The sequence below is a fragment of the Thorsellia anophelis DSM 18579 genome, assembly GCF_900111395.1.
Lineage (GTDB): Bacteria > Pseudomonadota > Gammaproteobacteria > Enterobacterales > Thorselliaceae > Thorsellia > Thorsellia anophelis.
The window spans coordinates 56,644-78,608 of record NZ_FOHV01000001.1; the positions used below are offsets into that span (position 1 = coordinate 56,644).

The following is a 21,965-nucleotide window of genomic DNA, read 5'->3' on the forward strand; positions in this document are numbered from 1 at the left end:
TTAAATATAGATATGCCTATTTACTTTATTTTTTTGTTTCCTGCTGTTGCTTATTTAATGGGGTCTGTATCAGGTGCTATCCTATTTAGCAAGGTATTTAATCTTCCTGACCCAAGAACCATAGGGTCATGCAATCCTGGCGCTGCAAATATATTCAGGTCAGGTAAAGTGTATTTGTCTATTTTAGTGTTTATGTTTGATTTATTAAAAGGGATGCTACCGGTTTGGTTGGCTTATCGCTTAGATTTACCTTTACTTTATATCAGTCTCACTGCTCTCGCTGTTTGTATTGGTCATATTTATCCAATTTTTTTCCAGTTTAAAGGAGGAAAAGGTGTTGCTACTGCACTCGGAACAATCGCTCCTATTGGCTGGGATTTAAGTGGTTTAATTTTATTAGTCTGGTTGTTAGTTGTCTTAATAAGTGGGTATTCATCATTAGCTTCGGTTATAACTGCAGTACTTGCCCCAATCTTTATTTGGTGGTTTAGACCCGAATTTACCTTTCCAGTCTCTGTATTAGCTTGTTTGATAATTTGGCGTCACCACGATAATTTGGAACGGTTATGGAAAGGTGGGGAATCTAAACTGTTTAGATTGAATAAGCGTAAAAAGTAATGCTGTTTTTATGTTTATTATTTTGATTCTAATTCTAACGCTGCAATTCCATCTAATAGTGGTTCAATTTTAAGTTTTGCATTTGAGCAAACTTCCGTTTTCGAAGGCTCTTCAAGCGTGTCAATGTTACTGAGTAAAGATGTCAGTAGTAAGTCGACATTCTGGTTTCGTTCAGCACTTTGTGTTAAATTTTGGGCTTTTTTGGATATCACGGTTAATTGTTCTTTTATGTATTGGCAATCATCTGCTATAGCTGGCAAAGATATAAAAGAAGATAAGCAAACAATACCTATCGAGAACAGTGATGATTTAAGTTGATTTTGCATGATTCAATCCTAAAAAGTAGCTTCGGTATCTGATGAATGTGATTATTCGTCATCGGTCGTCATAAAGCGCCTATTTTGAGCATCTTTGGCGCTTTCTAAAATACGGTGATAATTTTCAAACCGTATTTCACTAATTTTTCCAGAGTTGACAGCTTCTGTTATTAGGCATCCTGGATCGTCTAAGTGCTTACAATCCCTGAATTTACAGCCGCCTAAATAGTCATGAAATTCAATAAATCCTTGAGTAATGGTTTCACGAGTTAAATGCCATAACCCAAATTCTCTAATGCCTGGTGAGTCGATCACACTCCCATTTCCTTCGAGTCGGTATAATCTTGAACTTGTTGTTGTATGTTGCCCTAAGCCAGAAATATCAGATACCTCATTTACTAAGATTGGGTTATCTAGGTCAGGCAGTAAGGCATTGAGAATACTTGATTTACCAACACCAGATTGACCGGCAAAAATAGTGACTTTATCGTTTAACAGCGGTTTTATAGTAGATAGTCCTTCTTCAGTGTGACTAGAAGCGTAAATGACTTTGTAACCAATTTTGGTATAAATAGAGAGCATCGTTTCATATTCAGATAGCTGCTGGTCCTCGATTAGATCAATCTTATTTAATAAAATGATAGGCTCTAGATGCATAGCTTCACAACTAATTAAATATCTATCAATGACATTTAACGATAGCGCAGGAATGGGAGAGCAAACAATAAAGACTTGATCAATATTCGCAGCAACTGGTTTTAAACCATCATAAATATCGGGTCTAGAAAGTAAAGATCGTCTAGGATGCAGAGCTTCAATAATACCAGTTGCATGCACTGCAATATTCTGGCTAGGCCTCCAGACAACATGATCGCCTGTTACAATAGCCGGCAGAGTTCGGCGAATATGGCAACGAAAAATTTGACCACTAGGGGATTCAACATCGGCTTGTTTGCCAAAGCGACTTATGACAATTCCTTCGACAGGGTCTCCAAATTGTGCATCTTCTAAAACTGACGAATGATTTGCGCTATCTAGGCGTTTTTTTTGATTATCAGCAACACGTCGACGCTGGCTAATGGATAATTTTTTTTTGCTCATTCAATACTCATGTTAAATCGGATTATATAACGGTTAGTTATAGCTCTTGAACTGCTGCAATTGCTGATGCAACACGTTCTACATTTTGATTATTTAACCCAGCCATACACATACGGCCACTTGATATTAAGTAAACACCGTGCTCATCACGTAATCTATCTACTTGTCTTGTACTTAGGCCAGTATAACTGAACATACCACGTTGGTTGAGTAAAAAATTGAAATCTTTTTCAGGGAGAGTTTGCTTTAATGCATCAACCAGTGCTTGACGCATACTAATAATTCGATTTTTCATCAATTTTACTTCATTTTGCCATTGTTGTTTCAGTTCTGGATTGCAAAGCACGTAAGCGACTAAATTTGCACCAAAACTTGGTGGGCTTGAATAGTTACGTCTAACGGTTGCTTTTAACTGTCCTAATACTCGTTCGGCAGTTTCATTATCATCGCATAATACAGAAAGGCCACCAACTCGTTCACCATACAGTGAAAAAATTTTAGAAAACGAATTGCTAACAAAGCACTTAATATCAGCTTTAGCTATTGCTCTTATCGCATAAGCGTCTTGGTCTAAGCTTTCTGCGAATCCTTGATAAGCAATATCTAAAAAAGGAATAAGTTGTTTATCTTTCAGAATTAGAACCACTTTATCCCACTGTTCTTCGCTTAAATCAGCGCCTGTTGGGTTATGGCAGCATGGATGGAGTAAAATGATGCTTTGAGGAGGTAGACTAAGTAGGGTCTCACACATGGCTGAAAAATTCACTCCGCCTGTTTTTTTATCAAAATAAGGATACTTATGGGTGACAAACCCTGCACCTTCAAAGATAGCAACATGATTTTCCCAAGTTGGATCACTGACCCAAACTTCTGATTTAGGAAAATAACGTTTTAAGAAATCAGCACCTACTTTTAGAGCACCTGAACCACCAACAGTTTGAACAGTCGCAATACGCTTTTGGCTGATATTTGGGCTTTTTTCGCCGAAAAGCAACTGTGCAATCGCATTTCTGTAAGATGCTAATCCTTCCATAGGCAAATACAGGGAAGCTTCTGTTTGTTGATTAGCTGTCAGAATTTTTTTTGCTTTTTCCACTGACTCGAGCTGGGGAACTATGGCATCATCATTATAGTAAAGCCCTATACTTAAATTAACTTTATCTGGCCTTGCATCTTGTTTGAAGGTTTCCATCAAAGATAAAATAGGGTCACCTGCATAAGCATCTATATTTTGAAATAATGAACGTTCAGTCATAGTAATTCCTTAAAATTAGGTCATGGTTTGGTGAAATATAATGTGCATTAACTATGATTGCACTTTATCTATTTCATCAGTTTATCTATGTTAAGTAATGCTGGAAAATCATTTAGTAAGAAATCTGGATTCGATGCTTCAATCGGTTCATGGTAATTATATCCATAAGTTAAACCTGCTGATAAGCATCCTGCTGATTTTGCGCACTGAATATCATTTTTTGAGTCGCCAACAAATAATAATTCTTGAGCGTAAAACCCAAATTGGCTTAAAACTGAGTAAAGAGGTGCAGGATGAGGTTTTTTAACGGTCACATCGTCAGCACCGAGTACAATTGAAAAAAAATTGCTTAGGCCTAGATCGTTTAAGATACCCGGTAGAAATTGTGAGGGTTTATTGGTGACTATTGCTAATTTTATTTGACTTTTTTTCAATTCATTAAGTGTCTTAATTACACCGTCAAATAGGTGTGTGCCAGATATCATAGTAGTCTCATAATGAAGATCAAAACTAGAACGAAGTGATTTAATTTCTTCACTCGTCAATGTATCATTTGGCAAAATTGAGTGAATTGCTCGGCTAAGTAATACGTCAATTCCATTTCCAATCCACCCCTTTACATCTAATGCAGTGACCTGGTGCAAATTAAGATCCTGTAATGCGGAATTTAATGCAGAGTGGAGGCCTGGTAAACTATCTACTAAAGTACCATCTAGATCAAATGCGATGGCTTTAATCATATGAGTCTGGTTATACATAAAAACCTCTCAAATTAGGCGCCTTTTAAAGAGAAACGGCCTGTTTCATTGAATCGATAGCGTGCTTATAATCTGGTTTTGCAAAAATAGCAGAGCCAGCAACAAAAGTGTCAGCACCTGCTTCATAAATTGAGGCTATATTTTTTTCACTCACACCGCCATCTACAGATAAACGGATTGGGAGATCTGTCTCATTTATTTTTTTGCGTATGTCTCTAATTTTAGTCAATGCTGATGGAATAAAGCTTTGACCACCAAAACCTGGATTCACAGACATAACAAGAATAAGGTCTAATTTATCTAATATATAATCTAAACAATTTAATGGTGTAGCTGGATTGAGAGCCAATCCAGCTTGGCAACCTAAATCTTTGATGAGCTGTATGTTTCTATCGACATGTAATGTTGCCTCTGGGTGAAAGGTAATTGAACTTGCCCCTGCTTTAGCAAAGTCTCTAATCATAGTCTCAACAGGAGAAACCATCAAATGAACATCGATAGGGGCAGTAACACCATCTTTTCTCAATGCTTCACAGATCATTGGCCCAAAACTGAGATTGGGTACAAAATGATTATCCATAACATCAAAATGAATCCAGTTCGCGCCTGCATTAAGCACATTATGCGTTTCTTCTCCTAATCTAGCAAAATTAGCGGCTAAAATAGAAGGAGCTATAACAATTGGTTGCATAAAAAATTCCTATTTGATTAGCTTGGGGTATATATGGCTAATAACTCATTTTTTTGTGGTCTGTCGCCATTACTACTGATTAATCTTCTAACACTGAGAGTTTCAATATGGGCAGAATTATACCATTGTCTTGTTTCTAGAGTATCGTGATTTGAAATAAGCACAGTTTGCTGTTTTGTTTTTGCCCCTTCGATAGCTAATTCAGCTAAGCGTCTTTGCTCTGCATGACTAAACCCATCTGTATGATAGCTTGTAAATAGCGATGTATCATTCAAAGGGACATACGGCGGATCACAATAAATAACAGCATTTTTGGGTGCTATTTTAAATATTTTAGTAAAATCTTCACAATAAAATGTGGCATTTTGAGCTTTTTCAGCAAAATTGATAATTTTTTCTTCTTGAAAACCCACTGCTTTATATTTACCAAAAGGAACATTAAAAATTCCTTTTGAGTTATAGCGACATAATCCATTAAACCCAAATTTATTGAGGTATAAAAAAATCAAAGCACGTTCGTAATCATCTCGACTTGCATTAAATTTTTCTCGTAAATGATAGTATGTTTCTTTCTTATTATTTTCTGGCTTGAATAAATCCCTCACATCTTTGATGTAATCTTCATGTTTTGTCTGCACAACTTTAAACAAATTGATTAAATCAATATTAATATCATTCAATATATAGTTTGGGTAGTCAGTATTTAAAAATACGCTGCCAGCTCCCACAAACGGCTCAATAAAACAGTCGCTGTCAGGTAAATGATGTTTAATAATATCTAAGCTTTTAAATTTTCCGCCTGCCCATTTTAGGAAAGGTCTTTTTTTATCATAAGGTTTCATAATGTATTATTGTTACTCTTTCTTAATGGAATATTCAATAATGAAATAGTTAAGGTGCTTCTCTCACCCACGGATTATTTTTTTGTAATGGGGCTGGAAGCGTACTGATTGCTCTTTGAGCTTCATTTCGAGAAGCATAATGGCCCGTTACTAAAATATACCATTTAGAACCATTACGCTCAGTTTCAATTACTCTGCCAGTTGTTAGATTTTGTTCTACGGCAAGTTTACGCAAACCTTCTGGCCTAGAGGCAGAAGCTACTTGTATAGAAATATTACCACCGCGACCATTATCAATTCTTTGATTAGTATTACTAATCTGGTTAGATTGATTTGTTTTTATCTGACTACTTGTTTCTTGGCTAGTAGTTTGTTTCTCTTGAGATTGTAAAGATTTTGCTGATTCTTGCACTGTAGGATTGTTTACAGGTGTCGTAATTGTGTTTGGTGCAGCTGGACGAGGAATGGTTTGTCCCTCAGGTATTGAGTTATTTATGACAGCTGTTTGAGGAGTAACTGTTTTTTGCTGATTAGTGGCCTCAACGGGATTCTGAGGCTGAGATTGTTTTATCGGTTCTAACGATTTTTGTGTAGGCACAATTGCTTGGCTTGACGTTAATTGCGACTCATTAGTTTTTAAACTAGCCGATTCAATTACACCAGGGTTATTTTTGCTCTTGGCTGGCGGAGGTGCATTTGTGTAGTCAGTCGAGGCTTGGCTGATTACATTTTCTTGTGCCGGTTGAACTTTGGCTTGTGTTTTAGCTGGTTCAATCACACCAGGATTATTTTTATTATTAGCTGGTGGAGGTACATTTGTGTAGTCAGTTGAAGTTTGACTGACTATACTTTCTTGTGCAGGTTGAACTTTAGTTGGTGCTTTAGCCGATTCAATTAAACCAGGGTTATTTTTGCTGCTAGACGGTGGTGGTGTATTGGTCCGCTCTGTGGAAGTTTGAGGGGCAACCTTAGATAAATCTTCACTTGGAGTTTGGGGCGTAAGTTGTACTGCAGCGTTGTTTAGTTGATTTTGAACAATATTAGTTGTTTGAATTACTTTTTCTGTTTTTGGCGCTTCAACTGATGGCTGTTGGGTAATTGTCTGTGAAGCATTGCTGGTTTTATTATTTAAATCAATTTTTGCACTTTCTAAGCTTAGAGCTGTTTCTAATGATTGGTTAGCAGAATTTGATTTTGTGATAGGTTTACTTCCAGCTAATGCATAATCAAGCGGTAGGCTGGAAATTGCTCCTTGTGATTGTGTTACTTCATTTGTTGTTGTACTGGCGCTGCTAGTTGTATTAATAGGTGTTAATTCAATTTCATTTTCAACTGGAATTTGTATTTCTTGAGATATGCCTGTACCTTCATTGGTTGTCTCTGATATAGACTGAGTATTGATGTTAAGAGGCACTGAGACACCATTTGTTTCTGCCGCTAAAATATCTGGCTCATTTGATGAATTTGAATATATTGCTGATTGAGGAATTTCAGGATCTTTTAGTAACAGCCAAATCGCAGTGAGTAATGCAACTAAAATGATGAAACCAGCACTCATGTACAGATAAAAGCCTAATTTATTTTTAGGTTTTGATGCTGCACCATGTCTTCTAATAATGCGTTCTGGTTTGTCTATTTCAAAATTATCCATACTTAAAAACCTCTTTCTATCTTTAAAAATGTTCCAATAACATCTAGTATTATCCAAGATTATCTGATGTATTGGGTAACCATTTTATAATGATAAGTACTTAGTATTAGATAAGTACCTATCTATATTATTTAAAAACTGACTAAAAGCCGCGATTGACTGATTATAGCCTATGTGAGCGATTCAATGTTGAAAAAGAAGTCATCTTTTAAAGACAGGACTCTATTGCTTTTATAACAATTTCTTGGTTAATTTCTTGTTTTACGGTAGCTTGACCAATACCAATCGGAATAACAAGCCGTAATTTTCCTGCGAGTACTTTTTTATCTCGCATCATATGAGGCATGTAGGACTCTATTGGCATGGTATCTGGTGCTTTAATCGGTAATTTAGCTTTGGCTAGTAATTGTTGAATCCGCACTTTTTGTTCATCTTTCATGCAGCCTAACTGTATTGCTGTTTCACAAGCCATTAACATACCGACTGATACAGCCTCTCCATGCAACCAATTACCATATCCCATTTGAGCTTCAATTGCATGCCCAAATGTATGCCCAAGGTTAAGCAGTGCTCTATCTCCTTGCTCTTTTTCATCTCGCTCAACAACTTCTGCCTTTAGTTCACAGCAACGTTTTATTGCATATTTAAGTGATACCGGGTCAAGGGCCATAAGTTTTTCGATATGCCTTTCTAGCCAATTAAAAAAATCAGAATCGAAAATAATGCCATACTTTATCACTTCTGCAATACCAGCTGAAAATTCTCTCGCTGGCAATGTGGATAAGCAATTGATATCAATAATTACTGATTGAGGTTGATAAAATGCACCAATCATATTTTTTCCAAGAGGATGGTTAACAGCTGTTTTGCCTCCAACTGATGAGTCTACTTGTGATAAGAGCGTTGTTGGGATTTGGATAAAATCGATACCCCTTTGATAGCAAGCGGCAGCAAAACCAACAAGATCTCCAATTACCCCACCACCTAATGCAATTAGAATCGAATCTCGAGAAAAATTTTGCTCAAGTAGGCTTGTAAATATGGTGTTTGATGTTTCAAGTGATTTAAATTGTTCACCATCTGGTATGGCAAGAGATTGAATATTATTTGTTTTATCTTTTAGGCAAGTTTTGATACTTTCAAGATATAATGGTTCAATAGTTGTATTAGTAATAATCATCACTTTTTGGTTTGATTTAATTGAATCAAAAATATGCTTATTAGCAAATAGACCTTGTTCAATATAAATCGGGTAGCTCCTGTCTCCTAACTTAACAGTGAGTGCTGGGTCTAATAGTTTTTCCATGTGATTTATCCTGTTATTAAAATAAAAAATGATTGTTTGATTTTTTGTTTTTAGACTAAAACAATTTTAGCGATTAGTCATTTAATATTTAAAATCATTATGTTTTTAAGTTAAGAGTATTGATTTCTTCGATTATCATATTTGCTACTGTTTTGGGCTTGTAGATATCAGTTTGTATGATGATATGTGCAGTCTCTATATATAACGGATTTCTTTCTAATGCTAATTGTTCTAACAAGATTTTTTTAGAGGGCGCATTTTTTAACAATGGCCTTTTACTATCATTACGTGTTCTTTGGAGTTGTTTTTCCACTGAAGTAGAAAGATAAACAACGATCCCCATTTCTTTTAATAACTTTCGTGTTTTTTCAGACTTGATGGCACCACCACCAGTAGAGAGGACTATTTCGTCTAATTGGCAGAGCTCAGCAATTATTTTTTCTTCCCTTACTCTAAATCCAGCTTCACCTTCTACATCAAATATCCAGCTAATATTAATTCCTGCACGGGTTTCAATTTCTTCATCAGAATCATAAAAAGGACGATTAAGTTGTTTAGCTAGGTGTTTTCCTATAGTTGTTTTTCCTGCAGCCATAGGACCTATCAATATGATATTTTTTACCTTAGTACCGTTATGTGTATTCATATAAAATCATCTGTAAGTTATGAAAAAAATTTTATTATCTACTGGGTTTCGATGAGATATATCATGACAAACTCTGCCCATATTCGTTCTTTTTACCTAGTAAAGTGTAATGAGGAGATCTAACTTATAATAAGTAGAATTGTTAATTCTGTAATTATTTCCCTGTGGATATCGCTATTTAGCTAGTATAGTAAATTAAAATTTCTCTGATTTATGCGATATTTTTATCTGCGTAAAAAACAACATTATAAATAGATAAACTGCAATCTGTATTATGATATCAGCTTTATTCTATTGCAAACAGATTAAAACATAGACCTAAGCTTTAGCAAGCTATTTATTAACTGAGCATATGTTACTATTTAAAGATGCCTCTTTATATGCTTTTATTACAAATTATTGATTTATTTTGTTTTTATTCCAGGGTTGAACGTCGTAATTAAGTCCATCTTTTGTTTGTCATTTTTAATATTTGCTAAATTATTGTCAATTTCATGTGCGACTTATCCATCACTAAACACCTACGGTTATGCTTTAACACTTCCAAATAGATTCTGGCCCAATACTTTTTCATCAATGACAATTGAAAATCAAATACTGCATACTACCGCGACTAACAATTCTGATGTATGTTTTGAATCACAAGTAGCTGGTTACCGTTTACCAACTGAGGATTAATTTACCGCTATCATGCTATTGATAAACTAAAATAGCAGACCAAGAAAATGCTTGGATTATAGATCATCCTATGACGTATTAGAGGAACTAACAGGCATAACCAAAGAAAATTTTTTGAGGACTATGCACTTGTGACTTGAATTCGCCAGAGGATATTTAGTTGAATTTAAATATTTAAATCAAATGCCTCTAATGATAGATAGGTTTATGTTTTAATATATTAAATTTTTTTGTCATTTTGACACATCTTATCAATGTGGGTATAAACATAGTAAAATGATTAGTTTGTTGTATTTCATGCAGACTTAATTTTTAGTGTTAGAATTGTGAAATGCTAGCGGTAAGATTAGTGATTGATTGGATTCTTAATTTTTTTGAGTGAACAGAGGACTAAAAGTATTTAAAGCAGATGAACCTAATTTATTTTTTGCTTTTAAATTTGATAGTTTTTTCAAAAAGACCATCATTTTTTATCCAAATTCATTTACTCCTAAGAAGTATTAAGTTTGATTTCATTTTTATAAACAATGATCTAATTCCTAATTGAACATAATAAATGTGAGCAGATAAGCGAGCAAGATTACAATTAAATATAATCTTATCTCAGTATTTTTAATAATTTTTTAGGATTTCGATAGAAATTTAACGTTAAAGTAGTAATATAGGGCTTGGTTTTAATCACTCACTTGAATAATGATTTACTCTTTAAAATAGATAAAAGGCAATTATGGAAATTTTAGAACAATTAGAACAACGCATCTTACAGTTATTAGACAATATGAGCTTAATGCAAATGGAAATTGATGAGCTTACCGATAAAAATGCGCAGTTGCTTGAGCAGGCGCAAAAGTCAGAGAATTTAGAAGCTGAGGTTGCTAAAATTAGATTAGAGCAAGTTGAATGGCAAAATCGATTAAGACATCTTTTAGGGCGCATTGATGAAGTTTCTGAGCCTGATATGTCTAAAGTTAATTCCGTTCAAATAGATGACTCTACGACACAACCGACAATTAATGTTGAACACTATCAAGTCGATACTGGTTTTTCACCTGTATCAGATGAAGTGAGTGAAAGACAACAAACATTATTATGATCTTGTTAATGTTATATTAGCATACTTGATTTTGCTTGGGGTCTTTCTATGCAATTCTTATATTGGTTAGATATTTTAGGAACGGCTGTGTTTGCCATATCAGGTGTTTTATTAGCTGGTAAGTTAAAAATGGATCCATTTGGTGTGCTGGTATTAGGCACTGTGACTGCAATTGGTGGTGGTACGATCAGAGATTTACTTTTAGATGTACCAGTTTTTTGGATTGTTGATTCGACAGATCTTGTTATTGCTATATTGACCTGTTTTGTTACGATTGCTTTGGTCAGAGCCCCAGCTAAACTACCTAGGTGGCTTTTACCTGTGCTAGATGCTATTGGTCTTGCTGTTTTTGTTGGTATTGGCGTTAATAAAGCGATAGGGCAAGAAGTCAATGTTCTTATTGCGATTTGTATGGGCGTTATCACCGGTGTGGGTGGGGGAATGATAAGAGATACCCTCGCTCGTGAAATCCCTATGATTTTGAGAAAAGAGGTGTATGCGACTGCTTGTATTTTTGGTGGGGCTACCCATGCAGTGAGTCATGTATATTTCGATGTTGCGCAATCAATTGCAATGTTGCTTGGCATTACAGTGACTTTATTGATTAGACTGACAGCGATTAGGTGGAAATTACAATTGCCAACTTTCGCGTTAGATAATAGTGCTTAAATAACATACAAATAAATAGATGGGATTTTATGATAGCTCTTTAATTGAGCTTGTCATCACTGAGTGTTATATGAAATATAAAAAACTTGAAAATCTAGAAGCAGGCTGGAAATGGCTTTATTTGATGAAAAAATCACATGAAGGCCATTTTATCACTAAATATAAAGTTAAAAGTGAAGATGAACACCTAACAAATACACTGCAATCCATTGAAAATCAACCTGAATTAATTAATGAGTGGATAAGTGAACATCTGAGCCCAGATTTAGTGGTTAAACTTGATCAAGCTATCAGGGCGAGAAGAAAGCGATTTTTTAACGCAGAGCACCAAACAACTAGAAAAAAATCTATTGATTTAGAATACTCTGTTTGGCAAAGGTTATCTAAACTATCAAAGCGACGAGAAAAAACCTTATCTGAAACTATAATTCAACTCATAGAAGACGCAGAAGAGAAAGATAAATATGCGAAGCGGATCAACACGCTTCGCAATGATATAGAAGATATTTTGAAAAATTAAATATGAATTAAAGTCTATTTAAAATTATGCTATTTTCACGCTGTTTCTTTTTTAGGGTGCGCTTAGTTCTATCAATCACATCCCCTGCTAGTTGTCCACAAGCGGCGTCTATATCATCTCCACGGGTTCTACGTACAATAGTAATAAAACCGTACTCCATAAGCACTTTTGCAAATTTATCAATACGTGTATTAGAGCTACGTCCATATGGTGCACCTGGAAAAGGGTTCCATGGAATAAGGTTAATTTTTGCTGGCGTATCTTTTAGGCATTCGGCAAGTTGGTGGGCTTGCTCAATACTATCATTAATATTATTGAGCATGACATATTCAACCGTTACACGCCCATGATTAGCATTAGATTTTGCTAAATATCGCCTTACTGAAGCTAAAAATGCTTCAATATTATATTTTTTATTGACTGGAACTAATTCATTTCTAAGTTCATCTGTTGGAGCGTGTAGAGAAATAGCTAAGGCAACATCTATCATATCCCCAAGTTTATCAAGTGCAGGCACAACACCAGATGTCGATAAGGTTACTCTTCTTTTTGATAGACCAAAGCCTAAATCATCTAGCATTAATTCCATTGCAGGGACTACATTATTCAAGTTAAGTAAGGGTTCACCCATACCCATCATTACAACATTAGTAATAGGTCTATTATCAGATAGTTTTGCAGCACCAAGGATTTTAGCTGCTCGCCATACTTGCCCTATTATTTCCGATACTCTTAAGTTACGATTAAATCCTTGTTGTGCAGTCGAGCAAAATGTACATTCAAGAGCGCATCCAACTTGTGAGGAAACACATAAGGTTGCCCTATCCGAGTCAGGTATATATACCGTTTCAACTTGTTGATCACCAACTGTAAACGCCCATTTAATGGTGCCATCTTTTGCTCTTTGTTCTTCTGCAACTTTAGGTGCATCAATATAAGCAACATTTTTTAATTTTTCTCGTAACACTTTATTGATGTCAGTCATTAAATCAAAGTCATCATAGCAATAATGATAAATCCAACGCATGACTTGATCTGCACGGAATGGTTTTTCATCTAGGGAGATAAAAAATTCACGCATTTGAGTGCGCGTCAAATCGAGTAAATTAATTTTACCTTGGGATGAGTGTAGTGGGGAGGTATCTTTAGTTGTGACTTCTTGATTCATTGTTGTCATGTTTTTTTAATTATTTACATATTGAGCTTAACAAACTGTTTGCCAAGCTCAAAATAATAGGGTTAGCGAGGACAGATTTCATCATCAGCGAAGAAGTATGCAATTTCGCGTGCTGCTGATTCAACCGCATCTGAACCATGAACAGCATTAGCTGTAAAGCTATCAGCGTAATCAGCACGTAACGTTCCTGCTAGCGCATTAGCAGGATTCGTCGCGCCCATTAGATCTCTGTGGCGTAATACTGCATTTTCACCTTCTAAAACTTGGACAACAATCGGGCCTGAGGTCATAAAGGTAACTAAGTCGTTAAAAAAAGGACGTTCTTTGTGTTCAGCATAAAAACCTTCTGCTTGTTCACGGCTCAAGTGAAGCATTTTTGCTGCAATTATTTTGAAACCTGCAGCTTCAAATCTTGAATAAATAGCACCAATTGCATTTTTAGCAACTGCATTTGGTTTTATAATAGAAAAAGTACGTTCAATAGCCATGTCTACTCCTGATGGTTAAAAGTGAGATAAATTCAAACCTTTTAGATGGGATCTAAAAGGTTTGAATTATGCCATTTCAAGTAACCGAAATAAAGCATTTATCAAATTACCCAGTGAATTTATCCATTTGTCCTTATATCCCCTTTCTCTAAGGAAGGATGACAAATAGTTCACAATAAGCATTCTTTAATAGGTTATTTGATGTGTTATGTAGAATGCATGAGTGATAATTTATGTAATTGAAGGTGCTCAGCATGAATCCCCTTGCTTTAGCAGGGGGAGGATCTCAACACTAATGCATATAAGATTTTACCGCTATGATTTCTTTTTCATTGCAGCAAGCATCGCATCTCCAAAAGCGCTATTACTGCTTGATATCGTTGTTGCTTTTGAGTTTGATTTTGTTTGTGTTCTAATTTTTGCTTTATTATTGGCATCAGATTGACTTTTTGTACTACCTTGCTTCATGATTTCATCCGGTTCAATATCAAGTCTCATGCTAAGTGCAATTCTTTTTCTTGCAGTATCTACTTCCATCACTTTGACCTTAACGATGTCACCTGCTTTAACTACGCTATAAGGGTCATCAATAAAGTTATTAGATAGCATTGATATATGAACTAACCCATCTTGATGAACACCAATATCTACAAATGCCCCAAAATTTGTCACATTAGTCACGGTTCCTTCTAAAATCATTGAGGGTGAAAGATCATTTATTGAGTCAATCCCATCAGTAAACGATGCGGTTTTGAATTCTGGTCTAGGATCACGCCCAGGTTTTTCTAATTCTTTAAGAATATCTAAAATAGTCGGCAAGCCGAATTGTTCGTCGATGAAATCTCTAGGATTAAGTGTATTAATCAATGTGCTATTACCCATAACCTCATTAAGAGGTTTTCCTAGCTTTTGCAAAATCCGTTCAACTAACGGATAGGCTTCTGGATGAACAGATGAAGCATCTAATGGATTCTTCCCATTTGAAATTTTTAAAAAGCCTGCACACTGTTCAAATGCTTTAGGACCTAATCTTGCAACGTCTAATAGTTCTTTTCTTTGGGTAAACCTGCCATGTTGGTCTCGCCAAGCGACGACATTTTGAGCTATTTGTTTATTTAAACCTGCAACTCTAGCTAATAGGGGGATTGAGGCTGTATTGAGATCAACCCCAACATTATTTACACAATCTTCCACTACATTATCGAGTTTGGTGGCAAGAGCACTTTGGCTGACATCATGCTGATATTGGCCAACGCCAATAGATTTAGGATCAATTTTAACTAATTCTGCTAGAGGATCTTGTAGGCGTCTTGCTATGGAAACCGCACCACGAATTGAAACATCTAAATCAGGAAATTCTAGAGCAGCTAGCTCAGATGCTGAATAAACCGATGCACCAGCTTCGCTTACAATCACTTTTTGTGCTGTTACTTCTGGGTAGGCTTTCTTGACATTCAAATAAAATCGTTCTGTTTCTCTAGATGCAGTGCCATTACCTATCGCTACTAATTCTACTTGATGTTTAATGCATAAGGCTGCAATAATTTGTGCCGCTTTTTGTTCATCACCACTGTGTGGATAAATGGTATGAGTCGCGACTAATTTTCCTGTCGCATCTACAACAGCAACTTTTACACCTGTTCTAAAACCAGGATCTAATCCCATTGTTGCTCTCATTCCTGCTGGTGCGGCCATCAATAAATCTTTTAGGTTACGAGCGAAAACATTAATCGCCTCTGCTTCAGCAGTTTCCTTGATTCTACTCATTAACTCAGTTTCTAGGTGCAGTAAAATCTTAATCTTCCAAGTCCAACTAATCACGCTTTTTCGCCAAATGTCTGTTGGAGATTGATCAAAAGTTATTCCTAAATGATCGATGATAAGTTTTTCCCCAGCAGAAACTTTAGGTTGAATTTCCACCTCGGGTTCAGGGGTTAGGGTTAAATTTAATATCCCTTCATTTCTACCTCTGAACATAGCTAATGCTCTATGTGAAGGCACCTTAGCAAGTAATTCTGTGTGTTCAAAATAATCACTAAATTTAGCGCCTTCTTCCTCTTTTCCAGGTATTACACAAGCGGTAATAAAAGCATGTTTCCACAAATAATCTCGTACTTTACCTAATAAGTCAGCATCTTCAGAAAGTTCTTCCATTATGATATAGCGTGCGCCATCTAATGCATCTTTAGGTGTAAGAATATTTTTTTCAGGATTGATATACTGATTAGCATGTTCGTCTGGTACGACTGTATTATTTGTCCATAGTTCATGTGCAAGTGGTGCTAAGCCAGCTTCGATAGCAATTTGACCTCGAGTTCTACGCTTAGGTTTGAAAGGTAAGTATAAATCTTCAAGTTCTGTTTTATTTTGAGTTTGATTAATTTTTAAACTGAGTTCAGGTGTTAATTTCCCTTGCTCGTCTATAGATTTTAAAATTACTTGTTTTCTATCTTCAATCTCACGTAAATAGATTAATCTTGTTTCTAGTAATCTCAACTGTGTATCATCTAAACCACCAGTCATTTCTTTTCTGTATCGAGAAATAAAAGGAACGGTATTACCTTCATCAAGCAAGGTTATCGCTGCTTCGACTTGGTTTGCTGTGGCATTAATTTCACTCGCAATCAGTAATGATATATTTTGACTCATTCTATTTCCTTTTTAATGCATAAATGTGATAAATAACAAGTGTCTAATTTTTCTCATAAAGGTTATATTTATGTTTAGTTAAATCCTTATCTTGTGATTCTATCACAGCCAAGCTCAGCTAGGCATTAGCAAAGTTGAGTAATTTTATTTCTTTCATTTTGGATTGTTCAATTTGTAGTACTATGCTTTAAAGTCGTTAAGATAAATTTGTTCATTTTAAAGCGATTATTACTTTTTGACATTTTCTCCTCCCTAAAGGAAAAGGAGCCCTACTGTGGTTAGTTTATTATTCACTCGCTTTGATTGGTTCTTATTGTTAACTCCTACCCTTACTGAATACATTAATCACTTCAACAACATTCAAAAGAAGATTGGAACGGAGCTCTAAAACTCCAATATTGAGTTGAATGAGTCTAAAATCACATTCAGGATTGTGATTTTAAAAAAGTCGAGCATCGCATTTGATTAGATATTAGACACTATGAATACTGTGTTTTTAACACTTATATTCACTTGATGTTTGCAGCTAAATATCGTAAAGATGTATTTACCAAACCCATGATTGAAGATATGCAGCTAATATTCGCTAAAGTCTGTGAAGATTTTGAAGTAAAATTAATCGAATTTGATTGAGAGCATGACCACGTTTACCTGTTAATGAATTATCCGTCTAAAGTGTCAATATCGAGCTTACTTTTTAGTTTGTTTTGGTACTCCAGAATCTATTATCAAGCGATACATAGCACAATAAAGAGCACCATAAGAATAACGACTACGTCGTTTCGTCTTATATGCCCATCCTGAAGGATTAGGATATAAGGTGAAATGGGTAAAAATTTCAATTATTTTTGTTATAATTAACCTTAGGCTTAAAATTGATATGTTCCTAAAACTAGTCTAGTTTACCAATTAAACAGATTTGATGGAGTGAGGAAGGTGAGTATTACCGCAAAAGTTGAAGTCAAAAAAAGTCCTTATGTGACTAGAGCTGGCTGGGATGCGCTTGATCAAGAATTAAAATATTTGTGGCGGGTAGAGAGGCCAATGGTTACTCAATCTGTATCAGAAGCAGCTGCATTAGGAGATCGTTCTGAAAATGCCGAATATATTTATGGCAAAAAAAGGCTGAGAGAAATAGACAAACGGGTTCGGTATTTGACAAAAAGGCTTGAAGTTTTGAAAATTGTTGAATACAGCCCAAGCCAAGAAGGAAAAGTATTTTTTGGGGCGATTGTTTCTTTAGAAAATGAAACAGGTGAAATAGAAATATATAGAATTGTAGGCTCTGATGAGTTTAATCCTAAATTAAATTGGATTTCAGTAGACTCTCCTGTTGCAAAAGCCCTGCTTGGTAAATCTGTTGGGGATGAAGTGAATGTTATGACACCTAGTGGCAGCATTTATTATTTTATTCTTGATATTAATTATGTGAAGTCAACCTGATTTTTACAAATATTAACTTAATAATACAAATAACGCAGAAAATGTAGTATCTCTTTCAATTTAAAATTAATTGTTACAATTTAATATATAAAAAAATACAAATATTAACACCCATTATAGGCAATAATAAAGGTATAATAGGCAGTACCTAATAAGGTAGCAGTTTTTATTATAAACTTAAACTTTTGATAACTAAGTTTCACATTGAGTAACATATAAAGTCTTGATATTTGTTTTTTCAATGTGCTGTTTGAATGATATGTAATTTAATTTGCAGGGTTAGTGAGTCAAATGTTTACCTTTAAACTTTATCAGCATCAAAAGGAATGAGAATGCAAGATAATCATAAAATATTATTAGTAGATGATGATGTTCGTTTACGTGGTTTGCTAGAGCGTTATCTTAATGAACAAGGATTTCAAGTTAGAAGTGCAGCAAATGCAGAACAGATGGATAGGATCTTAACTCGTGAGAGTTTTCACCTTATTGTATTAGATCTTATGCTGCCTGGTGAAGATGGTTTATCTATTTGCCGTCGTATGCGTTCAATGAATAACCAAATCCCTATTATAATCGTTACAGCAAAAGGTGAGGAAGTAGATAGGATTGTAGGGTTAGAAATTGGAGCAGATGATTACCTATCTAAACCATTTAATCCTCGTGAGCTTTTAGCTCGTGTTAGAGCAGTTTTGCGTCGACAATCTTTAGAACTGCCAGGTGCACCATCACAAGAGACTTCTGTTATTAATTTTGGACGTTTCAAGTTGAATCTTGGTACGCGAGAAATGTTCTGTGACGATCAGCCAATGATTCTAACAAGCGGTGAATTTGCTGTGTTAAAAGCATTAGTTACTCATGCAAGAGAGCCCCTATCCCGTGATAAATTGATGAATTTAGCAAGAGGAAGAGAATATAGTGCGATGGAGCGATCTATTGATGTACAAATCTCAAGATTACGTAGGATGATAGAAGATGATCCTGCTCATCCAAGATACATTCAAACAGTATGGGGATTAGGTTATGTCTTTGTTCCTGACGGCACTGATGCATGATTCTATGTAATCGCATACTGCGCAGTTCATTTTCACATACAATATTGCTTATCGTAGGGTTAACACTTATCACTCTTGCAATAACGTACTGGGTTGTGCTCAATTATGCGATTTTACCTAGCCTTGAACCCTTTAGTCGAATATTAGGTCATGAGATTCGTATGCTAACGACTGATGAGCTTCTGCTTGATGATGGTTCTTTGGTTAAATTCCCAACAGCTTGGCGTAAAGAAATTTTTCATCAGTTAGGTATTTCGCTGTTTTCGGCTGATACTGCTATGGAAAATGGATTGCGTTGGGCGCGCTCGTATCAACTTTTAACAGAAGAAATGTCAGCTCAGCTTGGCGTTGCTGCTGATGTTAGGTTAGAGATAACCAAAAATCACCCTGTTATTTGGTTAAATACTGAATATTCACCTGATATTTGGATTCGAGTACCTCTAATTGAGGTTCACCAAGGTGGGATATTTGCTATATTGCGATATACTGTCTTTATCATTTTGCTAGCTATCATTATTGCTTGGTTATTTTTTAGATTTCAAAATAAACCATTAATGGAACTAGAAGGTGCAGCAAAAATTTTAGGTAAAGGGGATATTCCTTTGCCAGTGAAAGAGCAAGGTGCTGCAGATGTGAGATCTGTAGTCAGGGCATTTAATCATATGGTAAGCGATATTAAAAAATTAGAAGACGATAGACGTTTAATTATTGCTGGAGTGAGTCATGATTTGCGCACACCTCTTGCTCGCCTTCGATTGATTAGTGAAATGCTACCAGAAGAAGAAATGTCTGTTCAAGAGTCAATTAATTTGGAAGTAGAAGAATGCAATAAAATATTGCAGCAATTTTTAGATTTCATGCATACTGGTGAAGAAATAAAAAAACAACCAATTGAAATCAACACCCTCCTTATTGATGTTATTTCTCATTTTAGTGAGCATTTAGAAGGACTAGAATATGAACTCTACGATGGTCCTCTTGATGTTATGGCTGATCCTATTTCAATGAAACGAGTTATTAATAATTTGATTGTGAATGCTCAGAATTATGGTAATGGGTGGATAAAAGTGGTTTCTGGTCGTGCAGCTAAGCAAGTTTGGATTCAAATTGATGATGATGGTCCTGGAATTAATCCTGAGGATTTAGACCGTATTTTTGAACCATTTGTTCGTGGAGAGGCTGCTAGAACAACATCTGGTTCTGGTTTAGGTTTATCTATTGTTAAACGCATTATTGAGTCACATAAAGGATCAATTTTTGTGAGTCGAGGTGTAAGAAATGGATTTTCTATTAGGATCTATTTGCCCCTTTCAATCACGAGCAGTAAGTAAACTTGAATCATGCTTTGAGATTAATTGATAGTTTATTGGTTGTTTTTTAATCTTAAAGGTGACATTTATCGTAAATTTATAAGTTAAAATGCGATTTATGCAAATATTACTTTCAATCTACCCCCATTGTTTAGGATAATATAGAACTATTTTATAACAAACAGGTTCAATATTATGTTTTCATTACTTTCTGAATTAGATTCAACAACAATTATTTTTTTGTGCTTAGCATTAGGTCTTGTTTTGTTTTATGAAGCTGTAAATGGTTTTCATGATACTGCTAATGCTGTTGCTACGGTTATTTATACAAGGGCGATGACTCCATATAATGCAGTCATTATGGCTGGGATATTTAACTTTTTAGGTGTTATTTTAGGAGGGCTCAGTGTCGCTTATACTATCGTCCACTTATTTCCTAGTGAAGTTTTGCTGAATATTGGGTCTAAACAAGGTATTTTGATGATGTTGTCTATGCTAGTAGCTGCTTTATCATGGAATTTAGGCACCTGGTATTTTGGTATCCCTGCTTCTAGTTCCCATACCTTAATCGGTTCGATTGTGGGCGTTGCATTAGGTAATGCAATTTTAGAAAACTCTTCAATGATAGCTGCTTTAAACTTACCAAAAGTAATTGGTATCGCGCTTTCTTTGATTATTTCACCTCTTGTTGGGATGCTACTAGCAGGTGGATTATTATTTTTACTGCTGAAATTTTGGAATACTAAAAAACGTAGGCGTATTCATATGACCCCTGAGCAGCGTGAGAAAAAAGATGGCAAGAAAAAACCTCCTTTTTGGACGCGCATTTCATTAATCGGTTCTGCAATTGGGGTAAGTTATGTCCATGGTTCAAATGATGGACAAAAGGGCATCGGTTTAGTGATGTTGTCCTTAATTGCGATTGCTCCTTCTATTTTTGTGGTTAATTTGTCATCTGATGCTTATGAAATTAAGCGTACTCATGATGCATTATATGCTTTTCAAGAAATTGTAGAGCGTTATCCAAATGCATTAGTTTCAACACCACATTCAGACATTAATTCAACCAATAAAGATGCTAGGTTTACTTGTGATTTAAATCCAAATGAAAATTTGCTTGTTGGATTAAAATTATTAGAAAAACTTCCTTCTTTCTCAGAATTATCTGGTGATGATAGAATTCAAGTCAGAAGAACACTAATGTGTTTAGATGAGTCTGCTAAAGCGTTATTAAAACACCCTGAAATTTCTACTGGTGATAGAGAAATACTAAGCAAGATTAGAAAAGATGATCTTTTAACAACTGTTGAATATGCTCCACTTTGGGTAATCATTTCTGTTGCACTTGCATTAGGACTAGGTACTATGATTGGTTGGAGAAGAGTCGTTGTCACGATTGGTGAAAAAATTGGTAAATCTGGTATGACTTACGCCCAAGGTTTTTCCGCTCAATTAACAGCAGCTGTGAGTATTGGTATTGCAAGTTCAACTGGTATGCCAGTTTCAACAACTCATGTTCTTTCATCTGCCGTTGCGGGGACAATGATAGCAGGTGGCGGCGGTGTACAGTCTAAAACGGTTAAAACAATATTCATGGCATGGGTTTTAACATTGCCTGTTACCATTTTACTATCTGGTTCACTTTATTGGATAGCGATGAAACTTTTATAATGCGTTAATACGTTTTAAATTATTTAAAAA

The 21,965-nt window shown here is 35.3% G+C and carries 22 protein-coding genes; 10 read left to right on the top strand and 12 right to left on the bottom strand.

The window, feature by feature from the left end; translation table 11 throughout:
* Positions 1 to 12: 12 nt before the first annotated feature.
* Entirely contained in the window at positions 13 to 618 is a 606-nt protein-coding gene (gene plsY / locus BMW37_RS00250) for a glycerol-3-phosphate 1-O-acyltransferase PlsY (protein ID WP_093316473.1), read from the top strand.
* Positions 619 to 635: 17 nt separating this feature from the next.
* Here plsY and BMW37_RS00255 read toward each other — a convergent pair whose 3' ends face one another.
* The 9 genes from BMW37_RS00255 to aroK form a co-directional block, all read right to left on the bottom strand.
* The gene (locus BMW37_RS00255; protein WP_093316476.1) at positions 636 to 944 is read right to left on the bottom strand and encodes a hypothetical protein; all 309 of its coding nucleotides are present in this window, start codon (positions 942 to 944) and stop codon (positions 636 to 638) included.
* A 42-nt stretch (positions 945 to 986) separates the two neighbouring features.
* The gene (gene rsgA / locus BMW37_RS00260; protein WP_093316478.1) at positions 987 to 2,036 is read right to left on the bottom strand and encodes a small ribosomal subunit biogenesis GTPase RsgA; all 1,050 of its coding nucleotides are present in this window, start codon (positions 2,034 to 2,036) and stop codon (positions 987 to 989) included.
* A 37-nt stretch (positions 2,037 to 2,073) separates the two neighbouring features.
* Entirely contained in the window at positions 2,074 to 3,291 is a 1,218-nt protein-coding gene (locus tag BMW37_RS00265; RefSeq protein ID WP_093316479.1) for an amino acid aminotransferase, read from the bottom strand.
* Between the two features lie 68 nt (positions 3,292 to 3,359).
* Entirely contained in the window at positions 3,360 to 4,049 is a 690-nt protein-coding gene (locus BMW37_RS00270; RefSeq protein WP_093316482.1) for a phosphoglycolate phosphatase, read from the bottom strand.
* A gap of 25 nt (positions 4,050 to 4,074) precedes the next feature.
* The gene (rpe, locus tag BMW37_RS00275; protein ID WP_093316484.1) at positions 4,075 to 4,740 is read right to left on the bottom strand and encodes a ribulose-phosphate 3-epimerase; all 666 of its coding nucleotides are present in this window, start codon (positions 4,738 to 4,740) and stop codon (positions 4,075 to 4,077) included.
* A gap of 17 nt (positions 4,741 to 4,757) precedes the next feature.
* Complete coding sequence (locus BMW37_RS00280; RefSeq protein ID WP_093316487.1) at positions 4,758 to 5,582, bottom strand: Dam family site-specific DNA-(adenine-N6)-methyltransferase; 825 nt, start codon at positions 5,580 to 5,582, stop codon at positions 4,758 to 4,760.
* Between the two features lie 49 nt (positions 5,583 to 5,631).
* Positions 5,632 to 7,233, bottom strand: coding sequence for an SPOR domain-containing protein (locus BMW37_RS00285; RefSeq protein ID WP_093316490.1), 1,602 nt, complete (start codon positions 7,231 to 7,233; stop codon positions 5,632 to 5,634).
* A gap of 208 nt (positions 7,234 to 7,441) precedes the next feature.
* On the bottom strand, positions 7,442 to 8,539 hold the full coding sequence (gene aroB, locus BMW37_RS00290; RefSeq protein ID WP_093316492.1) for a 3-dehydroquinate synthase: 1,098 nt from the start codon (positions 8,537 to 8,539) through the stop codon (positions 7,442 to 7,444).
* Positions 8,540 to 8,636: 97 nt separating this feature from the next.
* Positions 8,637 to 9,185, bottom strand: coding sequence for a shikimate kinase AroK (gene aroK / locus BMW37_RS00295; protein WP_093316495.1), 549 nt, complete (start codon positions 9,183 to 9,185; stop codon positions 8,637 to 8,639).
* Positions 9,186 to 9,668: 483 nt separating this feature from the next.
* Between aroK and BMW37_RS14875 the strand changes: the two genes are divergently transcribed.
* The 4 genes from BMW37_RS14875 to matP all read left to right on the top strand — a co-directional run bounded on the left by BMW37_RS14875 (position 9,669) and on the right by matP (position 12,145).
* On the top strand, positions 9,669 to 9,863 hold the full coding sequence (locus BMW37_RS14875; RefSeq protein WP_143047578.1) for a hypothetical protein: 195 nt from the start codon (positions 9,669 to 9,671) through the stop codon (positions 9,861 to 9,863).
* A gap of 727 nt (positions 9,864 to 10,590) precedes the next feature.
* Positions 10,591 to 10,956: a cell division protein ZapB gene (locus BMW37_RS00300; RefSeq protein WP_093316498.1), complete on the top strand. Its 366-nt coding sequence runs from the start codon at positions 10,591 to 10,593 to the stop codon at positions 10,954 to 10,956.
* A 48-nt stretch (positions 10,957 to 11,004) separates the two neighbouring features.
* Complete coding sequence (locus tag BMW37_RS00305) at positions 11,005 to 11,625, top strand: TRIC cation channel family protein (RefSeq protein WP_093316500.1); 621 nt, start codon at positions 11,005 to 11,007, stop codon at positions 11,623 to 11,625.
* Positions 11,626 to 11,695: 70 nt separating this feature from the next.
* Entirely contained in the window at positions 11,696 to 12,145 is a 450-nt protein-coding gene (gene matP / locus BMW37_RS00310) for a macrodomain Ter protein MatP (protein ID WP_093316924.1), read from the top strand.
* A 7-nt stretch (positions 12,146 to 12,152) separates the two neighbouring features.
* Here matP and rlmN read toward each other — a convergent pair whose 3' ends face one another.
* The 3 genes from rlmN to BMW37_RS00325 form a co-directional block, all read right to left on the bottom strand.
* Positions 12,153 to 13,322, bottom strand: a complete 1,170-nt coding sequence (gene rlmN / locus BMW37_RS00315; protein WP_093316503.1) for a dual-specificity RNA methyltransferase RlmN — start codon at positions 13,320 to 13,322, stop codon at positions 12,153 to 12,155.
* 62 nt (positions 13,323 to 13,384) lie between these two features.
* Positions 13,385 to 13,810: a nucleoside-diphosphate kinase gene (ndk, locus tag BMW37_RS00320; protein WP_093316505.1), complete on the bottom strand. Its 426-nt coding sequence runs from the start codon at positions 13,808 to 13,810 to the stop codon at positions 13,385 to 13,387.
* A gap of 315 nt (positions 13,811 to 14,125) precedes the next feature.
* Positions 14,126 to 16,459, bottom strand: a complete 2,334-nt coding sequence (locus BMW37_RS00325; RefSeq protein ID WP_093316509.1) for a Tex family protein — start codon at positions 16,457 to 16,459, stop codon at positions 14,126 to 14,128.
* Between the two features lie 471 nt (positions 16,460 to 16,930).
* Here BMW37_RS00325 and BMW37_RS15380 point away from each other — a divergent pair, with 471 nt between their 5' ends.
* From BMW37_RS15380 to BMW37_RS00350, 5 genes are all read left to right on the top strand, one after another.
* A complete protein-coding gene (locus BMW37_RS15380) occupies positions 16,931 to 17,092 on the top strand; it encodes a transposase (RefSeq protein WP_425441739.1) in 162 nt (53 codons plus the stop codon).
* A 309-nt stretch (positions 17,093 to 17,401) separates the two neighbouring features.
* Entirely contained in the window at positions 17,402 to 17,902 is a 501-nt protein-coding gene (gene greB, locus BMW37_RS00335) for a transcription elongation factor GreB (RefSeq protein WP_093316927.1), read from the top strand.
* A gap of 332 nt (positions 17,903 to 18,234) precedes the next feature.
* Positions 18,235 to 18,954: an osmolarity response regulator transcription factor OmpR gene (gene ompR, locus BMW37_RS00340; protein ID WP_093316515.1), complete on the top strand. Its 720-nt coding sequence runs from the start codon at positions 18,235 to 18,237 to the stop codon at positions 18,952 to 18,954.
* Positions 18,951 to 20,285 (top strand): two-component system sensor histidine kinase EnvZ, encoded by a 1,335-nt coding sequence (gene envZ / locus BMW37_RS00345; protein WP_093316518.1) that lies wholly within the window; start codon positions 18,951 to 18,953, stop codon positions 20,283 to 20,285. Before ompR ends, envZ begins: the two co-directional genes overlap by 4 nt.
* Before the next feature lie 174 nt (positions 20,286 to 20,459).
* Positions 20,460 to 21,935, top strand: a complete 1,476-nt coding sequence (locus BMW37_RS00350; RefSeq protein ID WP_093316521.1) for an inorganic phosphate transporter — start codon at positions 20,460 to 20,462, stop codon at positions 21,933 to 21,935.
* The last annotated feature ends 30 nt before the right edge of the window (positions 21,936 to 21,965 follow it).

Coding starts and splice junctions, on each gene's coding strand:
- plsY (WP_093316473.1), top strand. CDS start 13: ATGCCTATTTACTTTATTTTTTTGTTTCCTGCTGTTGCTTATTTAATG.
- BMW37_RS00255 (WP_093316476.1), bottom strand. CDS start 944: ATGCAAAATCAACTTAAATCATCACTGTTCTCGATAGGTATTGTTTGC.
- rsgA (WP_093316478.1), bottom strand. CDS start 2,036: ATGAGCAAAAAAAAATTATCCATTAGCCAGCGTCGACGTGTTGCTGAT.
- BMW37_RS00265 (WP_093316479.1), bottom strand. CDS start 3,291: ATGACTGAACGTTCATTATTTCAAAATATAGATGCTTATGCAGGTGAC.
- BMW37_RS00270 (WP_093316482.1), bottom strand. CDS start 4,049: ATGTATAACCAGACTCATATGATTAAAGCCATCGCATTTGATCTAGAT.
- rpe (WP_093316484.1), bottom strand. CDS start 4,740: ATGCAACCAATTGTTATAGCTCCTTCTATTTTAGCCGCTAATTTTGCT.
- BMW37_RS00280 (WP_093316487.1), bottom strand. CDS start 5,582: ATGAAACCTTATGATAAAAAAAGACCTTTCCTAAAATGGGCAGGCGGA.
- BMW37_RS00285 (WP_093316490.1), bottom strand. CDS start 7,233: ATGGATAATTTTGAAATAGACAAACCAGAACGCATTATTAGAAGACAT.
- aroB (WP_093316492.1), bottom strand. CDS start 8,539: ATGGAAAAACTATTAGACCCAGCACTCACTGTTAAGTTAGGAGACAGG.
- aroK (WP_093316495.1), bottom strand. CDS start 9,185: ATGAATACACATAACGGTACTAAGGTAAAAAATATCATATTGATAGGT.
- BMW37_RS00300 (WP_093316498.1), top strand. CDS start 10,591: ATGGAAATTTTAGAACAATTAGAACAACGCATCTTACAGTTATTAGAC.
- BMW37_RS00305 (WP_093316500.1), top strand. CDS start 11,005: ATGCAATTCTTATATTGGTTAGATATTTTAGGAACGGCTGTGTTTGCC.
- matP (WP_093316924.1), top strand. CDS start 11,696: ATGAAATATAAAAAACTTGAAAATCTAGAAGCAGGCTGGAAATGGCTT.
- rlmN (WP_093316503.1), bottom strand. CDS start 13,322: ATGACAACAATGAATCAAGAAGTCACAACTAAAGATACCTCCCCACTA.
- ndk (WP_093316505.1), bottom strand. CDS start 13,810: ATGGCTATTGAACGTACTTTTTCTATTATAAAACCAAATGCAGTTGCT.
- BMW37_RS00325 (WP_093316509.1), bottom strand. CDS start 16,459: ATGAGTCAAAATATATCATTACTGATTGCGAGTGAAATTAATGCCACA.
- ompR (WP_093316515.1), top strand. CDS start 18,235: ATGCAAGATAATCATAAAATATTATTAGTAGATGATGATGTTCGTTTA.
- envZ (WP_093316518.1), top strand. CDS start 18,951: ATGATTCTATGTAATCGCATACTGCGCAGTTCATTTTCACATACAATA.
- BMW37_RS00350 (WP_093316521.1), top strand. CDS start 20,460: ATGTTTTCATTACTTTCTGAATTAGATTCAACAACAATTATTTTTTTG.